The sequence below is a fragment of the Rhodococcus artemisiae genome (genome assembly GCF_036327795.1).
GTDB classification, from domain to species: Bacteria; Actinomycetota; Actinomycetes; order Mycobacteriales; family Mycobacteriaceae; genus Rhodococcus; species Rhodococcus artemisiae.
In genome coordinates, this window is sequence record NZ_JAUTXY010000002.1 from 26,628 (window position 1) to 50,275 (window position 23,648).

The 23,648-nt window shown below is 63.8% G+C and carries 21 protein-coding genes; 8 read left to right on the plus strand and 13 right to left on the minus strand.

The features are described 5' to 3' along the window. Positions 1 to 20 precede the first annotated feature (20 nt). The 4 genes from Q7514_RS04380 to Q7514_RS04395 are packed head-to-tail and all read left to right on the plus strand — an operon-like array spanning position 21 to position 4,093. The gene (locus Q7514_RS04380) at positions 21 to 2,291 is read left to right on the plus strand and encodes an ABC transporter permease (RefSeq protein WP_330132046.1); all 2,271 of its coding nucleotides are present in this window, start codon (positions 21 to 23) and stop codon (positions 2,289 to 2,291) included. Further along, positions 2,284 to 3,027 carry an ABC transporter ATP-binding protein gene (locus Q7514_RS04385; protein WP_330132047.1) on the plus strand — a complete coding sequence of 248 codons (744 nt, stop codon included), beginning with the start codon at positions 2,284 to 2,286 and terminating at the stop codon, positions 3,025 to 3,027. Before Q7514_RS04380 ends, Q7514_RS04385 begins: the two co-directional genes overlap by 8 nt. Beyond that, positions 3,024 to 3,728 (plus strand): ABC transporter ATP-binding protein, encoded by a 705-nt coding sequence (locus Q7514_RS04390; protein WP_330132048.1) that lies wholly within the window; start codon positions 3,024 to 3,026, stop codon positions 3,726 to 3,728. The genes Q7514_RS04385 and Q7514_RS04390 overlap by 4 nt, the downstream gene beginning before the upstream one ends. Continuing rightward, complete coding sequence (locus Q7514_RS04395) at positions 3,725 to 4,093, plus strand: hypothetical protein (RefSeq protein WP_408016032.1); 369 nt, start codon at positions 3,725 to 3,727, stop codon at positions 4,091 to 4,093. Before Q7514_RS04390 ends, Q7514_RS04395 begins: the two co-directional genes overlap by 4 nt. 18 nt (positions 4,094 to 4,111) lie before the next feature. On the opposite strand, the gene Q7514_RS04400 is transcribed toward Q7514_RS04395, so the two are convergent. The 12 genes from Q7514_RS04400 to Q7514_RS04455 all read right to left on the minus strand — a co-directional run bounded on the left by Q7514_RS04400 (position 4,112) and on the right by Q7514_RS04455 (position 16,815). Next, the gene (locus Q7514_RS04400; protein WP_330132050.1) at positions 4,112 to 5,254 is read right to left on the minus strand and encodes an AI-2E family transporter; all 1,143 of its coding nucleotides are present in this window, start codon (positions 5,252 to 5,254) and stop codon (positions 4,112 to 4,114) included. A gap of 26 nt (positions 5,255 to 5,280) precedes the next feature. Beyond that, positions 5,281 to 5,769, minus strand: coding sequence for a DUF1269 domain-containing protein (locus Q7514_RS04405; protein ID WP_054809508.1), 489 nt, complete (start codon positions 5,767 to 5,769; stop codon positions 5,281 to 5,283). A gap of 103 nt (positions 5,770 to 5,872) precedes the next feature. After that, positions 5,873 to 7,588, minus strand: a complete 1,716-nt coding sequence (locus tag Q7514_RS04410; RefSeq protein ID WP_330132631.1) for a SulP family inorganic anion transporter — start codon at positions 7,586 to 7,588, stop codon at positions 5,873 to 5,875. A 14-nt stretch (positions 7,589 to 7,602) separates the two neighbouring features. After that, on the minus strand, positions 7,603 to 8,256 hold the full coding sequence (locus Q7514_RS04415) for a GAP family protein (protein ID WP_330132051.1): 654 nt from the start codon (positions 8,254 to 8,256) through the stop codon (positions 7,603 to 7,605). A gap of 56 nt (positions 8,257 to 8,312) precedes the next feature. Then, entirely contained in the window at positions 8,313 to 8,636 is a 324-nt protein-coding gene (locus tag Q7514_RS04420; protein WP_330132052.1) for an SHOCT domain-containing protein, read from the minus strand. A gap of 14 nt (positions 8,637 to 8,650) precedes the next feature. Further along, a complete protein-coding gene (locus Q7514_RS04425) occupies positions 8,651 to 9,073 on the minus strand; it encodes a DUF6325 family protein (protein ID WP_330132053.1) in 423 nt (140 codons plus the stop codon). Continuing rightward, entirely contained in the window at positions 9,070 to 10,956 is a 1,887-nt protein-coding gene (locus tag Q7514_RS04430) for a glycosyltransferase (RefSeq protein WP_330132054.1), read from the minus strand. Before Q7514_RS04430 ends, Q7514_RS04425 begins: the two co-directional genes overlap by 4 nt. Beyond that, complete coding sequence (locus Q7514_RS04435; RefSeq protein WP_330132055.1) at positions 10,953 to 12,866, minus strand: hypothetical protein; 1,914 nt, start codon at positions 12,864 to 12,866, stop codon at positions 10,953 to 10,955. The genes Q7514_RS04430 and Q7514_RS04435 overlap by 4 nt, the downstream gene beginning before the upstream one ends. Then, the gene (locus Q7514_RS04440; RefSeq protein WP_330132056.1) at positions 12,853 to 14,058 is read right to left on the minus strand and encodes an NAD-dependent epimerase/dehydratase family protein; all 1,206 of its coding nucleotides are present in this window, start codon (positions 14,056 to 14,058) and stop codon (positions 12,853 to 12,855) included. Before Q7514_RS04440 ends, Q7514_RS04435 begins: the two co-directional genes overlap by 14 nt. A 92-nt stretch (positions 14,059 to 14,150) precedes the next feature. Beyond that, the gene (locus tag Q7514_RS04445) at positions 14,151 to 16,049 is read right to left on the minus strand and encodes an alkyl/aryl-sulfatase (RefSeq protein ID WP_330132057.1); all 1,899 of its coding nucleotides are present in this window, start codon (positions 16,047 to 16,049) and stop codon (positions 14,151 to 14,153) included. Between the two features lie 66 nt (positions 16,050 to 16,115). Further along, complete coding sequence (locus tag Q7514_RS04450; RefSeq protein WP_330132058.1) at positions 16,116 to 16,568, minus strand: DUF6069 family protein; 453 nt, start codon at positions 16,566 to 16,568, stop codon at positions 16,116 to 16,118. 19 nt (positions 16,569 to 16,587) lie between these two features. Then, on the minus strand, positions 16,588 to 16,815 hold the full coding sequence (locus Q7514_RS04455; protein WP_330132059.1) for a hypothetical protein: 228 nt from the start codon (positions 16,813 to 16,815) through the stop codon (positions 16,588 to 16,590). A 180-nt stretch (positions 16,816 to 16,995) separates the two neighbouring features. On the opposite strand from Q7514_RS04455, the gene Q7514_RS04460 reads away from it, so the two are divergent. Continuing rightward, positions 16,996 to 17,394 carry a DUF7144 family membrane protein gene (locus Q7514_RS04460; RefSeq protein WP_330132060.1) on the plus strand — a complete coding sequence of 133 codons (399 nt, stop codon included), beginning with the start codon at positions 16,996 to 16,998 and terminating at the stop codon, positions 17,392 to 17,394. 39 nt (positions 17,395 to 17,433) lie between these two features. Here Q7514_RS04460 and Q7514_RS04465 read toward each other — a convergent pair whose 3' ends face one another. Further along, positions 17,434 to 20,052: a LuxR C-terminal-related transcriptional regulator gene (locus Q7514_RS04465; RefSeq protein WP_330132061.1), complete on the minus strand. Its 2,619-nt coding sequence runs from the start codon at positions 20,050 to 20,052 to the stop codon at positions 17,434 to 17,436. A gap of 223 nt (positions 20,053 to 20,275) precedes the next feature. On the opposite strand from Q7514_RS04465, the gene Q7514_RS04470 reads away from it, so the two are divergent. Genes Q7514_RS04470 through Q7514_RS04480 form a run of 3 tightly spaced genes read left to right on the plus strand, consistent with a single transcriptional unit; the run spans position 20,276 to position 23,646 of the window. Continuing rightward, entirely contained in the window at positions 20,276 to 21,943 is a 1,668-nt protein-coding gene (locus Q7514_RS04470; RefSeq protein ID WP_330132062.1) for a SulP family inorganic anion transporter, read from the plus strand. A 2-nt stretch (positions 21,944 to 21,945) separates the two neighbouring features. After that, on the plus strand, positions 21,946 to 22,650 hold the full coding sequence (locus Q7514_RS04475) for a GAP family protein (protein WP_330132063.1): 705 nt from the start codon (positions 21,946 to 21,948) through the stop codon (positions 22,648 to 22,650). Positions 22,651 to 22,680: 30 nt separating this feature from the next. Further along, complete coding sequence (locus Q7514_RS04480) at positions 22,681 to 23,646, plus strand: TIGR00341 family protein (protein WP_330132064.1); 966 nt, start codon at positions 22,681 to 22,683, stop codon at positions 23,644 to 23,646. The last annotated feature ends 2 nt before the right edge of the window (positions 23,647 to 23,648 follow it).

Sequence of the window (23,648 nt, forward strand, 5' to 3'; positions counted from 1 at the left end):
CGACGAGCAGAGGTTTTCGCATGGACACCTTCTTGACCTTCACCGTTCTGGGGCTGGTGCTCGGATCGGTATACGCGATCGCAGCATCGGGCCTCGTTCTCACCTACAACACCTCGGGCATCTTCAACTTTGCGCACGGCGCGCAGGCGATGCTCGGCGCCTTCGCCTACTGGCAGTTCAAGGTGGGCTGGGGTCTGCCCACTCCCGTGGCACTGCTGATCGTGCTCGGCGTCCTCGGCCCACTGATGGGCCTGTTCCTCTACACCGTGATCATGCGCGGCATGCGTGACACGGCCGAGGTGACGAAGATCGTCGTCACCGTCTCGATCCTCCTCGGTATGGTCGCTGTCTCCCACTGGTTCTGGCATCCGGAGATCCCGCGCACCATGACGATGTTCTTCGGCGACCGAAGCGCAGTCGAGATCTTCGGCGTCGGTATCCGCTATCACGAGCTGATCTGTATCGCCGTCGCCATCCTCATCGCCGTGGGCCTGCGCGTCATGTTCACACGTACTCGATCGGGTGTCGCGATGCGTGGCGTCGTCGACGACCCGGATCTGTTGCGGCTCAACGGACACGACCCGGATCGCCTGGCAGCGATCTCGTGGGTGATGGGATCGACCCTGGCGGTGCTCGCCGGCATCCTGATCACACCCATCAACGGCGGCACCCTCGAAGCGAATATGCTGACGCTGCTGGTCATCGACGCGTTCGCCGCAGCGATGTTCGGCCGGCTGCGCAGTATCCCGCGCACCTTCGCCGGAGCGATCTTCCTCGGCCTGGCGGCCACCTACGTGCTGGCGTACTTCCCGACATCGTGGAACTGGACGTCGAACTTCCGCGTCTCGCTGCCGATGATCGCCCTGTTCGTCGTACTGATCGTGCTGCCGCAGGATCGCTTGCGCGGAGCGGTCACCCGCACCAGAGAGCGCTATCACGTGCCGTCGGTGCGTAAGGCAGTGGCGTGGGCCGTGGCCCTGGTGGTCATCGTCTACGCCATCCGATTGCTCATGGTGACGTCCTCGGTCACCACCATGACGATCGGCATGACGTTCGCGATCATCGCGCTGTCGTTGACGCTTCTCACCGGGTATGCCGGTGAGATGAATCTGGCACCGGTGTCGTTCGGTGCGATCTCCACGATCGTCGCGTTCCACTTCGGGATTTCCGGGGCCGGGCTCGCCGCTCACCTGAACCTGTGGGGCGTCGCATTCGGTGTTGCCGCGGCAGCCGTGATCGGCGGTCTGATCGCATTGCCTGCACTGCGGCTCCGCGGTCTGTATCTGGCCTTGGCGACCATGGCATTCGGTGTGTTCCTGTCGAACATGGTGCTGCGGGACACCACCCAGCGAGAGCTCTTCGGTATCAAGTTCTCTCTCTTCACCGACGGCAACATCGCGATTCCGCCGTTGAAGGTGGGGCCGCTGGATCTGCGCAACGAGACCGTGTTCCTCATGACCATGACGGTGATCTTCGCCGTGCTCGGTGTGGGAATCATCGCCCTGCGCAACAGCGGTTACGGCCGGCGTCTGGCCGCGATGAAGGACAGCCCCGCTGCATCCGCGATGCTCGGGCAGAGCCTGGTCCGGCTCAAGCTGGGTGTGTTCACCTTGTCGTCCGGCATCGCCGGACTCGGCGGTCTCTTCATGGCGAGTGCGATGGGGTCGGTGTCCAACGAGAGTTTCTCGATCATGGTGAGCCTGTCGCTGTTGATGCTCACCGTCGTCGCGGGAATCGGCTACGTCTCGGGTGCATTGTTCGGCGGTCTGATGTCGGGTATCGGTTTCGCGGTCATCATGACCTCGTTCGCGAACCTGGCTGCGGCGCAACCTGGACACGCCGACATGTGGAACTTCCTGGGTAATGTCGCCGCGGTGAGCCCGGCACTGATCGGCATCGGTGTCGCAGCCAACCCCAGTGGCAGCGTCCACCAGGTCGTCGAAGGCTATCGTCACCTCGCGAACGCCAAGCCGGTGCTCATCGGCGGCGCGGCCGTGGTGCTCTTGTCCTACGTCCTCGCGTTGGTGGGTGCCCTGGACAACTGGTGGTTCGCATCGATCACCATCGCGACGGTGTTCATGCTCCCGGTCGTCGGGCAGTGGCTGATGCCCGAGGCGGTACTCGGCGCCGAGGAAGCGAAGCGGCGTGCTCCGCTGGTCCCGGAGCGGGTGGGTCTCGATGTTCCCTACAGCGATCAGGTGCGTGACGAGATCGACCGTGAACTCGGTATCGACGGGTACCTGGCGGCCTCTCCCACACGGACCGACAAGGAGCTGGTCACCAATGGCTGACACGCCGATTCTCGAAACACGCGGTATCACAGTTCAGTTCGGCGGTCACAAGGCCGTCAAGGATGTGAGCATCGGAATCGCGGACGGCACCATCACCGGGCTGATCGGCCCGAACGGTGCTGGTAAGACCACGTTGTTCAACACCATCACCGGCCTGCAGAAGCCGACCGCCGGCAAGGTGTTCCTCGATGGCCGAGACATCACCTCGGCTCCGCCGTACAAGCGCGCTCGCCGTGGTCTCGCCCGCACCTTCCAGCGTCTCGAATTGTTCGTGTCGTTGTCGGTGCGCGACAACCTGCGTGTGGCCGGCGACATCCACAACGCCAACGGCCGCGCTCGCATCGATGTGGAAGCGGAGACCGACAGGCTGCTCGAACTCACCGGCCTGGCAGACATCGCAGACAAGGACGTCTCCGACATCCCTACCGGGCGGGCCCGTGTGGTGGAGGTGGCGCGGGCGCTGATGACGTCTCCGCGGGTTCTGCTGCTCGACGAACCGGCATCCGGTCAGACCGATCAGGAAACCGACGAGTTCGCGGAACTCCTCACCGGTCTCGCCGACCAGGGACTGGCGATCTGCCTTGTCGAACACGACATCCCGCTGGTGATGAAGCTGTGCTCGACGATCCACGTCCTCGATTACGGTGCGATCCTCGCCAGCGGACTTCCGGAGGAGATCAAGAACGACCAGAGCGTGATCAACGCGTACATCGGAACCGAGGAGGAAGCGGTATGAGCACCGAGCCTTTGCTCGAATTGGTCGATGTGCGTGCCGCGTACGGACCGATCGAAGTTCTGCACGGCGTCGATCTCGTGGTGGATCCCGGCGCGGTCGTTGCGTTGCTCGGCCCCAACGGCGGCGGCAAGACGACGACGCTGAAGGTGTGCTCCGGAATCCACCCGGCGACCTCGGGGGAGTTCCGGTTGGCGGGACGCGTGGTCAACGGTGTATCCGCGGCAGAGTTGGCCCGCCTGGGCGTGTGCTCGATCCCGGAAGGCCGTGGCGTGTTCCCCAACCTGACGGTGCGGGAGAACCTGTGGATCGCCACCGGCACCGGTGTTTCGCTCGCAGAACTCGAGGAGGTCGCCTACGCGCGGTTCCCGATTCTCGGTGAGCGACGCACCCAGCTGGCCGGGTCCATGTCGGGCGGCGAGCAGCAGATGCTCGCACTGTCGCGGGCGTTGGGCACCAACCCGACCGTGTTGTTGCTCGACGAGCTGTCGATGGGGCTGGCGCCTCGAATCGTCTCGCAGATCTACGACATCGTGGGTGAGCTTGCTGCCGAGGGTGTCTCGATTCTTGTCGCGGAACAGTTCGCACGGGCAGTGCTTCCCATCGCCACCAGTGCCGGACTCATGTTGCAGGGCCGGGTGGTTCGCACCGGTGGTCCAGCGGAGATCGAAGAAGCACTGTCCACCAGTTACCTAGGAGGTTGACCATGACTCTCGTCGAAGAACGACGTGAACAGTTCAAGAAGGATGTGGCCGCGTTGGGGCTCGATTCGGCGAGTGCCGGTTCCGGCGGAGGCAAGGGGCGGATCATCGGCCTGGTGCTGATGATCATCGGTGCCATCGCGGCATTCGTGATCTACATTGCGTCGCTGACGCTGTCGGACTCGCGAGACCTGCTGTCGTACCAGCTGCTGAGCATCGGATTCATCGCGATCACCCTGATCGGCGGGTTCGTGTACCTCGCGGCTGCGGTCACCCGGGTGCTGAGCCTCTGGCTCGTGCGGCAACTGCTCGAGAGTAATGCTCAGGCGGAGAAAGCAGCGGAGGAGCTCACACCGACAACTGCCTGACGAGGTGGGCGGCGCCGGTCAGCCCGGGTCCTCGACGAGACGCTCCTGTTGTTCTGTTGCGTCGTCGAGGTTCCCGGGCTCTTCGGTGTCGATGGGTGAATCGCCGATCAATGCGTCGACCCATCGCGTGGACTGATCGATATCGATGAGCAGGGCCTTCACAAGCAGTGTCAACGGCACGGCGAGTAGCGCACCGAGCGCGCCGAGCACCCACGACCAGAACACCAAGGACAAGAATGTCACCGTGACACTCAACCCGACGGCGTCGCCGACGAACTTCGGCTGGATGATCGACTGGATCACGAAGTTGATGACGCTGTAGACCACGATCACCCACACCATGAGGGCCGGTCCACCTTCGAGCAACGCCAGAATCGCGGGCGGTATGAGTCCGATGATGAAGCCGATATTCGGGATGTAGTTGGTGATGAACGACAGCAGTGCCCACAGGATCGGAAGTGGCACACCCAGCAGCCACAGCGCAGCACCGTCGAACACCGCCACGATGAGACCGAAGACCGTGGACACGATCAGGTACTTACGTGTTCCGCCGACGAAAGCGGAAAGCGCGTAGGAAATGTCGGGACGCATCCGGTCGACGATGCGCATGCGACGCCCGATCGTACTGCCGTCGATGGCCATGAACAGCAGCAGAGCCATGATGAACACGAGGTTCGAGACGACTCCGAGGAGTCCGGCCAGCAACTCGTCGAGGAATCCGACGAGTTTCCCGAGGTCGAGACTGCTGAGAGTGCTGGCGATGCGGTCGTCGTCGACTCCGGCATTGCTCAACTGCGCATGTGCCCCGTCGAGCAAGTTGTTCAGGCTGTCGGTGTACTGCGGCAGCTCTGTGGCAAGTTGGGCAACGGACAGGAGGAGTGCGCCGATCAAACCGAGCAGGATTGCGTACACGGCTGCCAGGGCGGCCAGCATCCCTGCCCACACGGGAATCCCCCGCCGCGCGGCCCATGTCTGGATCGGCTGCACCGCGATGGTGAGCATCAACGCCAGGAACAGCGGAGCGAGCAGGCCTGACAGTGCCCTTGCCCCGGCAACCGCGACGACGGTGGCTGCCAGGGCAAGGAGGACTATCAATCCACGAGGAATCGTCCAGGGCGGTGGCGCCGATTCTGTGCTGACCGGCGTGTATCGCGAGCCCATCCGGATTCCTCCTGGTCGATGCTGTGTTATTCGGCGAACACGCTGCGCAGGGTGGCTTCCTGCTCATGCGACAGGTTCGTCGAGATCAGTTCGGCCTTCTGGCCCTCGAACTCCTCGTGAACACGGTCGAGGGTTGCGTCGGAGGTCAGGACGAACAGTGCCGACGTGCCAGGAGTGATCTTGTCCTTCAGGTTCTTGATGAAGTCGTCGTCGATTCCGACGTCCGTCAGCGATCCCGTCAGAGCGCCGATACCCGCGCCGATGGCAGCACCGATGAGGGGGATGAAGAACAGGATGCCGAAGAGCAATCCCCAGAATGCACCGCCCAGGGCCCCGACCCCGGCGAGGTTGTTCAGCTGTCGTGTCTTCGGTTTCTTCGCGCCTTCGGCCCAACTGACCACGGCGGCATCGTGCACGGTGATGAGTTCCTGACGCTGCAGGTCTTTCAACGTCTCGACGGCAGTATCGGCGCCGGTTTCGGTATCGAACTTCCATACGGTCAGGGTTCCGGCCATGGGTTCCTCGATTCGGTGACGTGGTGATGCTGTCGAACTCGACGCTATGGCGGAGGCCGCTATCGGGTCTTCATACGGTGAGGGTGAGATCCCGCGGGAGCGGTCAGTCCGTTCCGGCAATCGGGTCTGCGCCGGCAATGGCGGCACGGACGGTCGGATAGACCGCGATCGGTGTGACCTTCGAATTCGAGTGGCCCAGCACATCACCGAACTGACCGACGTCGCGGGCGATACGCAGCGTGACTCCATTGTCGGCGAGCGTGTCGCGTAGTTCGAACAACATCTGTGCGGCACTGACATCGATGAACGGGGACGTCTCTGCATCCAGCACAACGACCCTGGTCTCGTCGGTGCAGCGCGCCTCGATCTGCTGATGCACGTAGTCGGAGTTCGCGAAATAGAGACCGGACTCGACCCGGACCACGAGAACGTCGGTCCTTCCCGCGGCATGGTCGCTCGACGGGTGCGTGGTGACATCCACCCACCGGTCGCCCTCGCGAACCAGTGACGCGACGTGCGGTCGGGACGACCGGTACAGCAACAGCAACATCGACACCCCGATGCCGATGACGAGTCCGGGAAGCGTATCGAACAGCAGCACGCCGAGCATTGCCGCGATCGCCGCCGCGAAGTCTTCTCGCGCAGCGACGCCGTAGATGCTGCCCAGCCGGTCGGTCCACACCCGGTAGAGACGGCGCAGCGCAGTGAAATCGACCAGTTCGACGACCGCTGCGATCACGATGGCTGCGAGGGCTGCGTCCGGCAGCTGTTCGAACAGTCCGGTGAGGAACAGCAGCGTCAGGACCACCAGGGCGGCGACCACGAGGCCGCTGACCTGCGTCCGGGCGCCCGCGCCGCCATTGACCGCGGTTTTGGAGAGACTGCCGTTGACGACCATGCCCGAGCTGAACCCCGATCCGAGGTTGGCGGCGCCGAGACCCAGTAGTTCGCGGTTGGGATCGACGGTGTAGCCGTGCTTGACCGCGTATGTCTTTGCCGCGCCGAGACCTTCGGCGAAGCCGATCAGCAGGACTCCGACGGCGGGCCCGAGGAGGTCGGTGTAGTCATGGAATCCGAGACCATCGGGTATCCCCAGTGTCGGTAGGCCAGAATCGATGTGCCCGACGATGGCCACTCCCTTGTCGTCGAGACCGAAGACCGCGACCGCAAGGATGCCGACGGCCACCGCGACCAGCGCTCCGGGGATGAGGGGCAGCCATCGTTTGAAACCCAGGACCACCATGAGACAGACGGCCCCCACGGTCAGAGTGCGCCACTCGGTGTCGCCGAGACCTCGGATGATGCCCCAGGCCTGGACGAAGAAGTTCCCTTCGGTCTTCTCGATTCCGAACAGTTTCGGCACCTGGCCGATGATGATCGTCAACGCGAGTCCGACGATGAATCCTTTGAGGACCGGTTCGGAGATGAACGCCGCGACGAATCCGAGGCGGGCGAACCCGGCGATCAGGCCTACGATCCCGGTGGCGATCGCCAATCCCGCCGACAGCGCGATGAACTTGCCGTCGTCGGCGCCGGCGATCGGAGCGATGATCGCCGCCGACAGTGCTGCGGTGGCAGACATCGGGCCGACGACGAGGTGCCTCGAACTTCCCGCTGCCGCATACAGAATCAGAGAGGGGATCGCCGCGTAGAGGCCTACCACCGGTGGAACCCCCGCGATCGTCGCGTAGGCGAGTGCCTCCGGGACGAGGACCGCCCAGACCGTCAGGCCGGCGATGACGTCGGGTCGGATCCAGGATCTGCGGTAGCCCTGCAATGATCCGAAGAGAGGCCAGGCAGTGGCGTTGGGGTGGTTCATTTTCGGGTGGTTCATCACAGACCACCGAGACCCTTGCCGACGACCGTCGCACCCATGATCAGGAGCACGATGGCCATCACCATGTGGTTGTTGGTCTGCAGCCAGTTCTTGGCTGAATCGAGTGCACCGCCCATCCGTTGCGCCGCCACCGCATAGCCGATGACGGGTACCAGGACCGAGCAGGCGGCAAGGATGGTGAAGACGAGCCAGACCACGACCGCGTTACCGGAGGACAATCCGGCGGTGCCGATCGCGACACCTGCCGACACGCACAGGAGCAGGTTCTTGGGGTTGACCGCCGACAGGGCGAGCCCGAGACCGGTGGCCTTGACGAACGTGAACTCGTCGATGGCCTGCATCCACTTGGGGGGTGTGGTGTCGGACCGCGATTGCCACTGCTTGAAGGCGAGGATGATCAGGAGGAGGCCGAGGACCACTTTGACCCAGCCGGTGGACGATCCGCCACCGTCGTCCGGGGTGATCGAACCGGCGAGGAGGATCACGATGCCGGTGACCGCGAGGATCCCGACGGCCCAGCCGACTCCGAATCCTGAACTGGTTGCTTTCGCATTGCGCGACAACAACATCAGGATGACGGCCACGATGGGTATCGGTGAAATCGCGACACCCACGGCCAGTGGAAGGATTTCTCCGATTGTGGCGCCCATGGCGATAAGTCAATCAGTCGGCCGACGGCCTACGGCTCACCTGTACCGGATGAATCTCAGCCGAGGAGTTGCTTTTTCGCGGCGGCAAATTCCTCGTCGGACAGCACACCCGCGGTGTGGAGTTCGCCGAGTTGCTTCAGTTTCTCGACCAGATCGTCGGATGACGCAGGCGGTGCGGCCGGAGTAGGGGCGGGGGCCGGGTAGTCCTGGGGCGGGGGAGGGGCCTGCTGCTGTGTGTAGGCCTGTTTCTCGGCTGCGCGCTGCTGACCACGGCGGTTGATGGCATTGGACGTGGCGGTGGCCGTGCCTGAGATGACTGCGGTGCGCGCGACGGTGCCGAGCAGACCCGGACGACCGACGCGTCCTCTGCGGAAGACCATGTGACTGCCTTTCTCTACGTTGCCGACAATGCAGCCTCGACCGCATCTCTCGGTACCTGAACGTGAAGTTCGACTTCGCCCCCGGCAGCCCGTACCTCGCCGGCGAGCTGGCGTGCCCATGTCTCCTCGTACACGATCACCACCGCCGACGTACCGGGCTCCATCGAGGATCGGACGACCTCGAGGTCGTCGTCGCTGACCAGACCGAGTGGGTCGACGGTGAGTCCGTCGAGCCCGGTTTCGGAGAGCGGTTCGTCGATCTCGATCTGGGTGACCGAGCCGTCGGCATCTTTTGCCAGATAGATGAGGTCGAGCACCGTGGCATACCCGCGGTCGACCACTTCGCCGAAGGCGGCGGTCACGGCTGGATCGATCCGAGTTCCGGGGAAGGACAGGACGACCATTTCGACGGGTCCGATGGCGGCTGGCTGCGTCATGTGCTCGATCCTTCCGAAGATGTCCTTGTCCGCGCTTCACCTGATTCGGATGAGGTTCGCTGTTTCCCGCTGGTACCGGAACCCGGCCATCGTGGTTCGAGTGGGGGAAAGACCAGACTCAACGCCGCCCCGATCGTGAAGTAACTGCGCAAGAATCGGAACAGGAGGTAGGCGGGGATGTGTCGAACCGACCTGCGCCACCACATGAAGCAGACGATGAATGCGAGGAGCATCTGCATTCCCAGGATCGTCGCGACGACGGGCTGCCAGCGTAGATCCCCGAAGGTCGAGCGGAAGACGACCTCGACGAGGACGGCGTAGATGAGAACCGGTGCGAGCATCGCGCGCCGGGCCGCGTTGACGAGTTGGAACGGGAGAACGAACGTCCCGGCCATGGATCGGGGGTAGAGCAACGCATCGCGATTGTGCGCGGTGATGTGATAAATGCTGCGGAACCATCGGATGCGCTGTTCGCGGAGGTGAGCATACGACATCGGTGTCTCGCTGTAGTAGATCGCTTTGGGATCCGAGACGGTGTGGTAGCCGGCCGAGTTCATTCGCAGACAGATATCGGTGTCCTCGCCGTTCATTCCCTCGACGATGCCGCCCACCTGCATCACCACACTTCGACGGTAGACCGAAAACATCCCGGGTACTCCGATCAATCCTTGATACCCGCCCAGCGCGACCTGGAAGAAGCCGTGTCGCATGAGCACCTCGACCAGGCGCACCTTGTCGATCCACGTCTCCTGAGTCTTGGGCAGCGGCAACCCGCCGACCGAGCCGACCGCCGGATCTGCGAAGTGACGCAGAGCGATCTCGAGGCATCCCGGGGCGATGACGGTGTCGGCGTCGATACGAACCAGGAACTCTTCTGTGATGTGATCGACGCCCATGTTGAGCGCGATCGCCTTGCCTGGTTGAGCGCATTCGAGGACCACACCCGTGATGACGTTGCATTCGGCGATCGCTTGCTCTGCGACCGTGAAGGTGTCGTCGGTCGACGCATTGTCGACGATGTAGAGGTGGATGTGGCCGGGGTAGGTGGCTGCGGCGCGGTCGACCGCAAAGATGGAGGCTGCGATATCGTGAGCTTCGTCGTGTGCAGGTATGAGCACTGCCAGCGGCGGGGAGAAGCTGTGTCGGCGTGAGCGTGCCAGCATCCGCCAGCCGAGCAACGACGCTAATGCTGCGAATACCTGTTGCACGAGAAAGACTCCCGGTCCGATCCCGCCCAGCAACGCCAACTTCTTGAGGTCGAGGACAGCGTTGAGGAAGAACACCTCGAACAAGGTTGCCACGACGATGGCAAGGCTGATGCAGAGAAACAACCGCAGGTAGGCGCTCGGCGGTGTTCTGGGATTCATGGGGCCGTGCCGTGCGGGGGGAAGCTTCGCCTGCCGCATGATCGTGTGCGGGAAGATCGCCAGGGCGAACAGCGCGGAGATCACCTGCTGGGTGAAGACCGACAATGCGACGAGGCCGAATTCATAGAGCCCCCAGCCGATCAGGTCGACCACGAAACACGTGAGGGCGAATTTCCCCAGCAGAGACGCTCCGATGAGCAGTCGTCGCCACCTGTTCGAATACGCGTAGACAGCGTAGGTGAGGAAGAAGACGATGATGAAGAGGCGGGTGGGCACCGCGACGTCACCTCGGTCGTGTGCCCAGAAAACAGGATCGTTCAGGTCTGCGATGCCCGTTTTCACCAGCACGGTCAGAATCGTCAGCGCGAGGACCGAGATCGCGGCGAAGGTGATGAGAAAACCGTTGCTTGCGCTGGCCGGGCGGTCGACCGCGTACTTCGCGGGTGCGCTGTCGGCCGACCGGTAGTGGTCGGCAATCGCTGTATGGTTCTGTGCTGCCCGCAGTTCGGCGCTCATCGCGGAGCGGTCGAGCGCGGAGACTCGGTGTAGACGAGCGCACCTTCGGCATCGACGGTGACGGAACCGCCAGGGGTTGCCACCTGAACACACTCCCGCCCGAACGGCGCGAGCTGAACCTGCGACGGATCGCCGGATGCCTGGATCGCCAATCCTGCGCCCTCACCGGGGCCGGTGGCGCACTGGATCACCGTTCCGTCCTCGGAGGAGGTGAGGTCCAGGAGCGGAGCGTTGTCGTCACCGGTGGTGAGACGGCCGTCCTGGACATGCGCGAGCGTGTTGACCTCGGGGCTCTGCCCGATCATGACGAAGGGTTCGCCGGGGGCGGGCGATGCGTTCCAGTGGTACTCCGGATACTGCTGTGCCGGAGAGAATTCGGACAATGTGGGGACCATGGCGTTGAGAAGGTCCACCGACGTCGTCGTCTCGGTGCCGGGGGCATAGACGGCGTAACCGGCCGCGAAGCTGCGGGGTATCGCGGTGAACCCCGCCCCGGGGTCGTCGCCGAGTACGAGTGCGGACGTGTCGAGGAGCTGGATCGGGTAGCTTGTGGGACGCACGTCGCACCCTCCGAGGTCGCGATCGCGCTGGATGGTGAGCGTGAGTCTGTTGTCGAGCAGCTGTGCGGTCGGTGGCAGCGGGACGACGACAGGATCCGGTGTGTCGAGCCGCCTGCTCTCGACGAGCTGCCCGTTCAGGCTGACATTCAGGATCCAGGTGAGATCCGCGGGAGACGCCGGCATCCGCAGATCGACTCGCACCGCTTCGGGAAGGCGCCCGCCCGGAAGGTCGGCAAGTGAGTACCGTGCGGTCCAACTGTGGTTCTCGGTGATCTCGGTTTCTGTGATGTCTGCTCCGAGCGCACCGAGTCCTGCGGGATCTCCGGCGGGGACGGTAGCGAGTGCACGTGGATCGGTGGCCGTAGTGTCGGCCGTGGTCGCCACCGGCGTCGACAGGAAGAGTGCTGCGAGGTCGGCCAGGGGTTCGACGACGCCGAGCACGGGTGTCTCGTCGATCGTGCCCAGCACGATTCCCTGACCTTCGGTGTCGGTGCTCCTCCAGCCGGTGACGTCGGTGAGACTCGCCGCTGGGCCGACCAAGAGTGTGTCGCCGGGACCGGATTCCGGGATCCGGTCGGAGTAGGTGATCTCGTACCCGGACTGCATCATGGCGATTCCGATATCGGCTGCGGTCGATCGCCATTCGTCGCTCTCATCGGTGAGCACTACGGTCAGGTCGCGGCCCAACGCCGAGACGGCATCGCGGACGGTGCGGATCGGCTCCGAGAGTGCTGCTTCGACCACCGTTCCGGGATCGAGGTGGATGACCATGCCGGGGGAGTCCTCCGGTGTGCACACCTCGGTGTGCAGGATTCCGCGGGTCTCGACCCGGACACGAACCTGCCCGTCCTGTGCGGTCCGCTGTGGAATGTCGATCCCCACATCCAGGTCGATGTTGCCTCGCGGCATTTCGCTCTCGTAGACCTGCTGGCCGTCCATCGCGACGCTCATGAAGACGGTGCTGTCCTCGGCGACCTGCGTGGTTCCGGTCAGATGCAGGCGGGTCTGCTCGCGTTCCGAGTCGACCGGGAGCGAGACGAGGAAGGACGTCGACGGTGAGGAGTCCGTCAGCCATGTGCCGTCCTCGCTGCCGAGTCCGGCGAGGGTCTTCGTGAAGTGGCGGTCGGCCGGAACGGACAACGGGGCGGTGCTGTCGTCCGCGCCGCCGAACCACAGGGGGCGGACGATGACGAACCCCAGGAGCAATACCACCGCGACTGCGAGCACCCACCATGCAGACGTGGGGACGGAGCGTTCCTTCTCTCCGGGAAAGTAGTCCGGTGTATCCGATTCACCGGATTCCGCTTTCTTCGGTTCCGCTTTCTCGGGCGGTGTGTCATCGTCGGCCATGTGCGACCTCCTCCGCAGCGTCTCTTCGGTCCCGGTTCCAGTACGAGGTGCACCGGATGTGATCGGTGTCGACTCGATCCGCGTACTTCTGCGCGATCTCGACCGATTCGGTCAGAAGGCCCGTCGACAGGCTGATCGGTTGCAACCCGAGGCCCAAGAGATGATCGTTGCGCACCTCGAGCTGGTTCTCGTCGGCTTCCTTGCGCGGGTTGGATACGGTCTCGACGTCGGCGCCGAGGAGGTCGGCGACGAGGTAGGCCAGATCGGATACCCGGTGGGTCTCGGAGACCTGATTCATCACACGCACGCGCCCGGAGACCTCTGCACCCGAGTCCACCGCCAGCCGGATGCAGCGCACCGTGTCGCGGATGTTGATGAAGGCGCGGGTCTGTCCGCCCGTCCCATGGACGGTCAGGGGATATCCGATCGCAGCTTCGACGAGGAACCGGTTGAGAACGGTTCCGAAGTCTCCGTCGTAGTCGAAGCGATTGATGAGCCGGGGGTCGAGCGCGGTCTCGTCGGTCTGCGTGCCCCACACGATTCCTTGGTGGAGGTCGGTGATGCGGAGACCGTCGTTGTTCGCGTAGAACTGGAAGAGCAACTGATCCAACGATTTACTCAGGTGGTACACGCTGCCCGGCTGTGTGGGATACAAGATCTCCCTGCTGTGGTTCCGGCCCGTGCGGTCGGGGTACGAGACGGTCAGATACCCCTCGGGAAGATCCATCGGTACCGATTCGTAGCCGTAGACCCCCATCGTTCCCAGATGCACGATGTGGGTGTCGAGCCCGAGCTCCACCACGGCTGCGAGGAGATTGTGGGTGACGGCCAGATTGTTCTGGATGGTGTAGCGCTTGTGGGCCGGTGATTTCATCGAATAGGGCGCTGCACGCTGTTCGGCGAAATGCACCACGGCATCCGGCCGCTTCGTCGCGAGAAGCTCCGTCAATGACGAATAGTCCTCGGCAAGGTCCATTTCCACGAAGTCGATCTCACTGCCCGTGACGTCCCTCCATGATCGGAGGCGCTCGGGCAGTGGACGTATCGGTGTCAGCGACCGAACCCCGAGTTCGTCGTCGATTCGTCGTCGAACGAAACTGTCGACGATGGTGACGTCGTGTCCGTGCGCGGAGAGGTGAAGCGCGGTCGGCCAGCCGCAGAATCCGTCGCCGCCGAGAATGAGTAGGTTCATGGGTGGCCTCTGCCGAGTCGTCTGAGCAGTGGAGTAGGTACGGCATGGCCCCGGACGTCACATGTGACTCGTCAGGGGCCCCTCCGTGGTGCCTACGGTGTCACGATCGCGAAGTCCGGATCGGGTGAATCGAGATATCCGACCAGTTCGGACAATGCGGCGACATCGCCGTCTGCTTCGACCGATCCTTCCTTGATCATGGCATTCAGATCCGCGCCCCCGAGCAGGGCTTCGTGCAGTTCACGATTCGTGAGTGTGAAGGTGGCATCCGGCGCCGGGAGATCGGCGTCCCCGAGATCGAAATGGACGAGCAGCCCGTTTCGCAATTGAGCTCGATGGGTGATCGATTGATCGCTCACTCGCCAGTCGATGGTGATCTGGGCATCCCACGCCCGGGGGCCGTCGACCCTCAACGCGAGGGCGTCAAAGACCTGATCGACGGTGAGCGCGCCGGCGATGTCGGGGGACGCCGTCGACAACGGCGTCCCGATGCCTCCGTTGCGGAGTTCGTACGCGCCCATCAGGAAGAAGTTTCTCCAGGTGCCGTTCTCGGAACCGTAGCCGAGCTGCTCGAGGGTGTCGGCCTGCAGTGCCTTCGCCTCGGTGTTGTCGGGGTCGGCGAAGATCACGTAGTTCAGTACTTGTGCCACCCAGCGGAAATCACCCTCATCGTACGAACGGCGTGCTTTGGCGATGACTTCCTGCGCGCCGCCCATGAACTCGACGTGTCTCTTCGCGGACGCGACCGGCGGATGCTCCCACAGATTTGCCGGATTTCCGTTGAACCAACCCATGTAGCGCTGATAGATGGCCTTGACGTTGTGACTGACGGAGCCGTAATAGCCGTGCGTGTGCCAGGCTGTCTCGATCGCCGGAGGCAGATCGATGTCCTCGGCGATCTCGATGCCCACGGACCCCTTGTTCATGGCCCGGAGCGTCTGATCGTGGAGGTAGCCGTAGAGGTCGCGCTGAACCGACAGGAAGTCCGTGATGCGCTCGGTGTCCCACGTCGGCCAATGGTGCGACGCGAACAGCACATCGGTGCGCGATGCGTAGCGGTTGATCGACTCGGTGAGGTACTTCGACCACACGTGCGGGTCGCGGACCAGCGCACCGCGCAGCGTCAGGAGGTTGTGCAGGGTGTGGGTCGCATTCTCGGCCATGCACAATGCACGTTTGTCGGGGAAGTAGAAGTTCATCTCCGCGGGAGCCTCGGTGCCCGGCGTGAGCTGGAATTCGACGCGCACCCCATCGATCACCTCGGATTGTCCGGTGTGATCGATGTGGACGGTCGGGGGGATGAGCGTCGGCGTGCCGGTGGAGTTCGTGGGTCCGAGGCCGGCACCGATGGATCCCTGAGCGCCACGCGGGAGTGCTGCCCCGTACATGTACGCGGACCTCCGCGCCATTGCGGTACCCGCGTACACGTTTTCGGCGACCGCATGTTCGACGAACCCGACGGGGGCCACCACGGGGCAGCGTCCCGCCTGGACATCCTCTTCGGTGGTGACACCTTTGACGCCACCGAAATGATCGATGTGGCAGTGCGAGTAGATCACGCCGGTGACGGGACGCTCTCCTCGGTTCGCGCGGTACAGGCCCAGTCCTGCGGCGGCGGTTTCGGTGGAGATGAGCGGATCGATGATGATGACGCCGGTGTCACCTTCGACGATGGTCATGTTCGACAGATCGAGTCCGCGAACCTGGTAGATACCTTCGGTGACCTCGTAGAGCCCCTGCATCGCGCAGAGCCTCGACTGGCGCCACAGACTCGGGTTGACCGTGGGCGGGCACTCTCCTTCGAGGAACGCGAATGCATCGCTGTCCCACACGGTGTTCCCCGACGCATCCTTGACCACCCCGGGCTCCAGGGAGGCGATGAACCCGCGCTCGGCGTCGGAGAAGTCCTGAGTGTCCGAGAACGGAAGGGTTCGTTGTGCTTCCGAATTCTTGTTCGACACAGTGGTTGTGGCGTCCTGATGTTGCGTCATGTATCGATCGTGCTGCCATCTCCGTGCAGTGCCATCACCTATTGCAGGTGAATTCGCCTTTGCTCCTCATCGACCGATAGGTCGGGAAATCGCTGCCGATCGTGCGACACCCGACAGGAGCGACACGATTGCGGTACCGACGACAAGGTAGAGCACGGCGCTGCACACCTTCGACGCCAAGGTCGCGTCGAACATGAAGGGCCACAGCGCTACGGCGACGGTGGCGAGAGTGCAGATCCAAGAGAAGAAACTCGTGGCACGCGGTGTCGACAAGATGAGCAGGTGGAGTAGGCCTGTCGCTACCAGTGCCGCAATGGCGGCGAACACCGCAAGGTTGGCGGCCTGGGAGCGCCCGAACAGTATTTCCGGCGTGATCACCGGGACGTCGAGCAGTTCACGGATGACGAGTAGTCCTACGACGGCCGCGAGAGCTGCGACGACGGCGGTAGCGAGGCCACCCGACCACAGCTTCTTTACGTCCACCGCGTTCGTCGCAGGGTCCGGATTGTACTGGGACATTCAGCGAATCCTCTCTCGATCAGTCGGGAAGTCGGCTCATTTCGATGAGGGTGATCCCCAGTGCATCGAATCGTGCCAGTACCCCGCGTAACTCGGTCGGACTCGCGATCGAGCCGTAGAGCATGGTGTATGCACCGGGAATGTCGGACACGTGCAGTTCCGGAAACGCGGTGAGTGTGCGTTCGGACAGCGTGCCGGCGACGGTGAACGAATATCGCACGCCCTTCGGCCACGAATCTGGCTGCATCGCCGCTCCTCTCGTGGTGCACCCCACAATGTCGCGCCCGGCGACGATTGCGCTTCACCCGTAAGTGGTGAACCTCGAGAGATCACCTGTCGCGGGCGATGTGAGATCCCTGGGCGACCGCGTGCAATGGAGCGTGACGGACCGTGCTCAGGTCCGAATCACACACGAAGGGAATCGACTATGTCTTCGTCCGATGGAGGCGTCAAACAAGGTTTCGCGGCCGGCACGTCGATCGCGGCTGCGCTCATCCTGCTCGTCGTCGGCGTGGTATCGATCCTGCAGGGGATCTCTGCTATCGCCACCGACGAACTGTTCGTGGTCGGCGCCGAGTACATATTCGAGTTGAACACAACGGCGTGGGGCTGGATCCATCTGATCGTCGGCATTCTCGTGGTGATCACCGCGTTTGCGCTGATGTCGGGGGCCACATGGGCACGCTTCGCGGCGATCGTACTCGCCTGCCTGTCGATCATCGCCAATTTCTTGTGGCTGCCGTATTACCCGATGTGGTCGATCCTGATCATCGCCTTGGACATCGTCGTGATCTGGGCCGTGTCGACGTGGGACCCCGATCGCTGAACTTCTGTCCGGCCTCTCGGGCTGACCGGTACGGCTGCACTACAGCAGACCGGTCAGCCGAGCGGCTGTGATGGCATCTCCCCGCGACGACACTCCCAGTTTTCCGTATACGCCTCGGAGATGTGTCTTGATGGTGTTGACCGACAGCGCCAGAGCATGCGCAATCTCCTGAGTGGTCTGCGGAGAGGGCAACTGTTTGAGCACGCGCGCTTCTGCGGGCGTGAGGACGACGTTCGTCGAAGCATGGGGCGCGTCGGGGTGCGTCCGGATTCTCTCGACGAACGGATCCAGCCTGCCGAAGCGGCCACTGTGGGTGTCGAGCAGCGCCACCGCGCCACCGATGGTGAGGAACGGCCGGACCAGGTGCTCGGGTTCGGCGAGGGTGAGCGCGGTCTCGAGATCGTCGTAGGCCCCGAATTCGTGGTCGGACGCTGCACGGAGGACCGCTCGCAATACATGGGCTTCGACCTCGGAGACCCCGTGGTCGAGCCGATGGTCCAGGACGGAATCCAGCAGCTCCCGGGCACGCGCCGAGCGCCCACGAGCGTGTTCGACTGTTGCAGCGGCGAGGTCGAAGTGGGGGCGTCGCCCCAGAACTCTTGTTGCCTCCTCGATGATCCGCTGAGCCTGGTCGAGTTCGTGGACGGCCACGAGTACTCGGGTGGCGAACGGAATGATCGGCGCTGACCGGGCGCCCATCCGAGAGTCGGCCAGAGCGGTCAGGACCACGTCGGCGACATCGCGGGCAGCTGCGATCTTGTCGGTGGTCCGGTGGAAGTCGATGAGTTGCGACATCGCGTAGCTGTCCCACCCCGCGAGAGGCGACGCCAGACCATCGCTGCCGACGGACATTGCGAGCGGCCGATCGATTCCTTCCGGCGCTTGTGTTCCGCAAAGGAAGTGATGGTAGCGGCACATCACCGCGCACCGGTCGGCATCGCCCGACCCCGACAGGCCGACACTCCGCGCGTATTCGACACCGATGAGCGCGCGCGGACCCATCGCCGACACGTGCCCACGAGTACCTTCGTTCAGGGCGAGCAGCATCAGCGCCTCCAAATGAGGGCGAATGCTGCCGGCGTGCTCGGCCATGCTGACGGCGGCGCGGAGACGATCACTCGTGCCTGGATCACCCGTCATCATTGCGCACTTAGACTGCTGGACCGCGACATAGGACTCGATATCGCGATGGCCCCCGGGTGCTGCCGGTGCGGAGACATCGACGACCTCGTCTCCGAGTGCGCTGCGGATGTCGATTTCGACGGCGTGATGGAAACGGTCGAACACTTCTGCGGGGCAGACGGAAGACGAGCGGGCGGACGTGGCGCGGAGAAATGCTTCGGCTTCGACCGGAACGCCGAGCGCCAGCGCATGCACGCTGCGCAAGAGATGGACGAAGGGGTCGTCCGCGATGTCGGACGGTGCAGAATCGAGGACCTTCAGAAACGCGGCACCGTGCGGTCCGAACACCGCCTTCGGCCCCAGGTCGAGGATGCATTTGGACAGCGCATAGCGATCTTGCGCGGCGGTGAGATATCGGATGGCCCGGACCGGGTCGCCGGCCCTGGAATACCAACCACCGACCCTGAGTTCGAGCCTGCGGACCCCGTCACGACCGAGCATCCGGTCGAGTTCGGCTTTGAGGTGTGAACGCATGAGCGGGTGGTAACTGTAGATTTCCGATCCGGCGCTTCCGGTGTGCGACATCGGAAAATATGCGGCGAGGATCTCCGCGAGTATCCGTGCCGCCTCGGGGCCTGCGAGTTCGGTGGCGAGATCTACATCGAACGAATCGGCAACCGCTGTCCGCATCAGGAACTCGCGTTGCTCCGCGCTGATGCTGTCGAGTAGCTCTCCCACGAGGAAATCGGATATCGCCGGATGATCCGATGCGGTGGCCGACTCCAGGATCTCTCTGCTGTCGCCGCGCGCCGACAACAGGAGCGCGAGGAAGCGGACCATGGCGGCCCACCCGCCGGTGAGTGCCACGACCGCATCGAGCTCGTCGTCGGTGACCACGACATTGCCCGCCGTGAGCGTACGACGGGTCTCGTCGCGGTCGAACGCCAGGACGGCATCATCGAGCCGTACCAGAGCTCCGGTCAGATCCAGCTGGTGCCACGGTATCGGCGGTGGAAATCTGGAGGTCAGCACCACGGTGACGTGCTCGGGAAGTATCTCGAGAAGATGCGCCAGCCCGGACAGCGTCAGTGGGTCGTGGACGGCATGAGCGTTGTCGAGGACGAGCACGGCCGGACCATCGTTCGCACCGAGCCACTGCGCGAACATCTCTGCCCGCGTCCTCGGTGCCTGGTCGCCGTGGCAGGGTGGTGAATCGCCGAACGACCGGTGGAGTTCGTCCCAGAATGCACGGGGATTGTTGTGTTCCTCGGAGAGCGTCGCCCATGCCACCTGTGTCTGCGATGCAGGCAGATGAGCGCAGCGCAGCCATTCGGTTACTGCCACGGTCTTGCCGGTTCCGGCCATGCCGCACACGAGCACGACACCCCCGCCGAGCTTCCGGGCACGCTCGAAGTGGGCGCACAGTTGATGCCGGTGGACCGGCTCGGTTGCGAGCCGGGGTATCGATCGAACGCCTCGGCCTGCGGTTCCTGTAGAACTGTCGTCGCTGGTTATGAGCAGCACCGCGGCTCCCATTCAAGAAATTGTCAGATGTCTTCTCCTAGGATCTGTCCCCCGCGTTCGAATTTATCGCAGTCGAGCCGATCTCGGGGGATGAACGGAATGAGCGCACGATGCAGCAAGGGTTCCACAACGATGGCATTTCATCCTCGCCGGGTGAGCCGACAGGAGAGTCGCGCTCACTACGGTTGTGTGTGCCGCCTGACGGTGGGTGCAGGCCACGAGCCGAGGAGGAACAGTGCCGGCGAAGCAAGCCGGTCCGCGGCGTGCACACACCTTGCGCGATGCCGTGGCCGGACTGGGCGGGGCCATCTCGTCGATCCCGGACGGGATGGCTTGTGGTCTGCTCGCCGGCGTCAACCCGGTCTACGGCCTCTATGCAAGTTCATCCGGTGCGTTCTTCGGAGGACTCGCCACCTCCACCCCCCTGATGGTCGTGACCACGACGAGTGCGGCTGCCCTCGCAACGGGCTCGGCTCTGGAGAGTGTTCCCGCCCAGAACCGCGACTCGGCGCTGATCCTTCTGACGATCCTCGGGGGCCTGCTCATGTGGGCAGCAGCGGCACTGCGCGTCGCTCGTTACACACGCTTCATCTCGCATTCGGTGATGATCGGATTCCTCACGGGGATCTCCGCGACGATCCTCATTTCCCAGATCCCGACGATGATCGGCGTTTCCACGAGCGGGCCCTCAGCGTTCGCCAAGGCGCTCGACCTCGTGACGGAACTCGGACACATCGACCTCGCGTCACTGGTGTGCGGCGCTCTGGCACTGACCGTGGTGGGCGTGCTGGGCCGGACCCGTTTCGTCGCGCTCGGTGCGCTCGGGGCCATCGCGATTCCCAGTGTCATCGTCTTCTTCCCCTGGTTCGACGATGTCGCGCAGGTTCGAGAGACCGGTGACCTCCCGACAGGCCTTCCGATGCCCGAAATACCCGAACTTTCGCTGCTGACCCCCGAATTGATCGCGGGCGCAGCATCTGTCGCGCTCATCGTGCTGGTTCAAGGCGTCGGCGTCCGCGAATCCGTACCGGAACCGAGCCGGAGACCGAATGCGGTCTCCCGTGATTTCTCGGCGCAGGGGCTCGCCAATGTCGCGTCCGGCTTCTTTCAGGGGATGCCGGTCGGGGGCTCCGTGTCGGCGACCTCCCTCAATATCGCATTGGGTGCACGCACCAGGTGGGCCGCGGTGTTCCGCGGTGTGTTCGTGCTCGTGCTCGTCCTTGTGGCAGGAGGGTTGATCGGACGGGTTCCGATGCCGGCCCTGGCCGCGCTGCTGATCTACGCCGCCGTGATGTCGATCCGCCCGCGCGAGATCGTATCGGTGTTCCGCGCCGGCGGAATCGGGCGCGTGACCCTCCTGATCACCGCGCTCGCGACCCTGCTGCTTCCTGTGGCGACGGCGGTGGGTGTCGGTGTCGCGTTGTCGCTGGTGCTACAGCTCAACAGGGACTCGATCGATATGCGCATCGTCGAGCTCGAACCGACCGACGACGGCGGGCTCCGCGAACTCGACCCACCCATCGTGCTGCACTCGGATCACGTCACAGTGCTCGACGTCTACGGGAGTCTGCTCTACGCGGGGGCACACAACTTTGCGAACCAATTGCCGTCGGCGGCGGACAGGGTTGTGGTGGTGCTGCGGCTGCGCGGACGCGTCACCGTCGGAGTCACGTTCATGAAAGCCCTGGTCGAGTATGCGAGGAGACTCGACGAGCGAGGCGGGCACCTGTACGTCAGTGGTGTGGATCCGGTCCTGATGAGCAGGTATCGCGAGAAAGTCGGGCTTCCTCCGTGCATCACTGTGGTCGAGGCCGAATCCGTTCTGGGTCGCTCGACCCTGCATGCGTTCGACGAGGGCACGCGTTGGCTTGCCGCTCAGCGGGATTCACCTGACGAGGAGTGAACATGAGTGGTGTGGTGGTTCAGCTGATTCCACTCGCGCTCGGGATCATCATGAGCCCGCTCGCGATCATCGGTGTGGTTGCGGTCCTCCTGTCGGCACGAGCACGGCCGAACAGCCTTGCATTTCTTGCAGGGTGGGTACTCGGTGCGTGCTCCGCGATCGGGGTGACGTATCTGATCCTGAGCAGGCTCGCCGTGCACGAGCATCATGATCCACCGCTGTGGGTTCCTATCCTGCATCTGACGCTCGCTCTTGTCTTCGCGGTCGGTTCGGGGATCATGTTCGTTGCATCGCAACGGATCAAGGCGATCAGTGCCGAACGTGCGGAAGGTGCCGAGCCCACGCCGGAACTCCCGGCAATGTTCCGGGCGATCTCGGAATTCGGCCCGGGCAAGAGCTTCGGTCTCGGAGTCGGCCTGTTCGTGCTCAATCCCGTGGACCTGTCGTGTGCGGTTGCGGCTGCCCTCACCCTGAGGCTCAGCGGGCTGACGGGCAGCGTCGTGTGGGTTACCTCCATTGCATTCGTGATCGTATCGGTGTCGTCTGTTGCCGTGCCCGTCCTGTTCCTGCTGATCCGCGGGGAGCGTGCACAGAAGCCGCTGACCGACCTGCGAACCTGGATCGCAACGCACACGAAACTTCTCAACGTCGCCCTGCTCGTGCTGCTCGCGATAATGCAGTTCGGTAAGGCGCTGAACACCTTGTGATTTCGTCATCCGGCAGAGCGGGGATCGGCCATGAACGTACTGGTTCCGGACAGTCAGCGGCGGACGCTCGACGAACTTGTCGATCGCCTCGATCTCAGCGCGGGAGAGTCTGCATCGAAACGCTCGGCCTTCTGGATCATGCTGACGTTGTCCGCGGTGATCGCCGCGTCGGGTGTGGCGGGCGATTCGACCGCGACGGTGATCGGCGCCATGATCGTCGCGCCGTTGTCGGTCCCCATTCTCGGTGTCGGACTGGGGATTGCGACTGCACAGGGAAGGCTGATCGTCCGCAGTCTGCTCCTCGTACTCTTGGGAATCGTGCTGGTGGTGGCGATCGGATTCGTCGTCTCGCAGTTGCTGCCCAATCCGACGAACGTACTGTCGAATTCTCAGGTGGTCGGCCGTACGTCTCCGAAGCTGATGGATCTCACCGCCGCGCTGGCAACCGGGTTGGTCGGCGTCATCGCCATCACCCGGCGCGACGTCGGAGACGTGCTTCCCGGTGTGGCCATAGCGATCTCGCTGGTACCGCCGCTCGCGGTGGTCGGCGTGTGTCTCGGCTCGGGCGCGCCGGGGCTCGCGCTCGGTGCGTTCGTGCTGTTCGCGTCGAACATGGTGGCGATGATCGTGACGGCGACGGTGGTGCTCGTCGTCGTGGGGTATGCACGCGAGGCCGGGGCCGGCGAAGCTAGGCGAGGCCGGGCCTATGCAGTCCTGGTCACAGGCTTGATCATCGTGGCGGTTCCGATGGTGGTGAACTCGTTGTCGTCGCTGTGGGCCGGTCAGATCGCCGATGCTGCACGGATCTGGCTCGGAGACGAGTCCGTTTCGCAGGTCACCGACGTGTCGTTGCAGCAACGGACGGCGCTCGTCCATGTCCTGTCGCCCGAGAAACTTCCCCCGGTGGACGAACTCCAGTCGGCGGTGGACGACCTCGTGCCGTGGCACCCGGAGGTCGTGATCGTGCACACCTACGGCGGCCGTTTCAGCGAGTGACG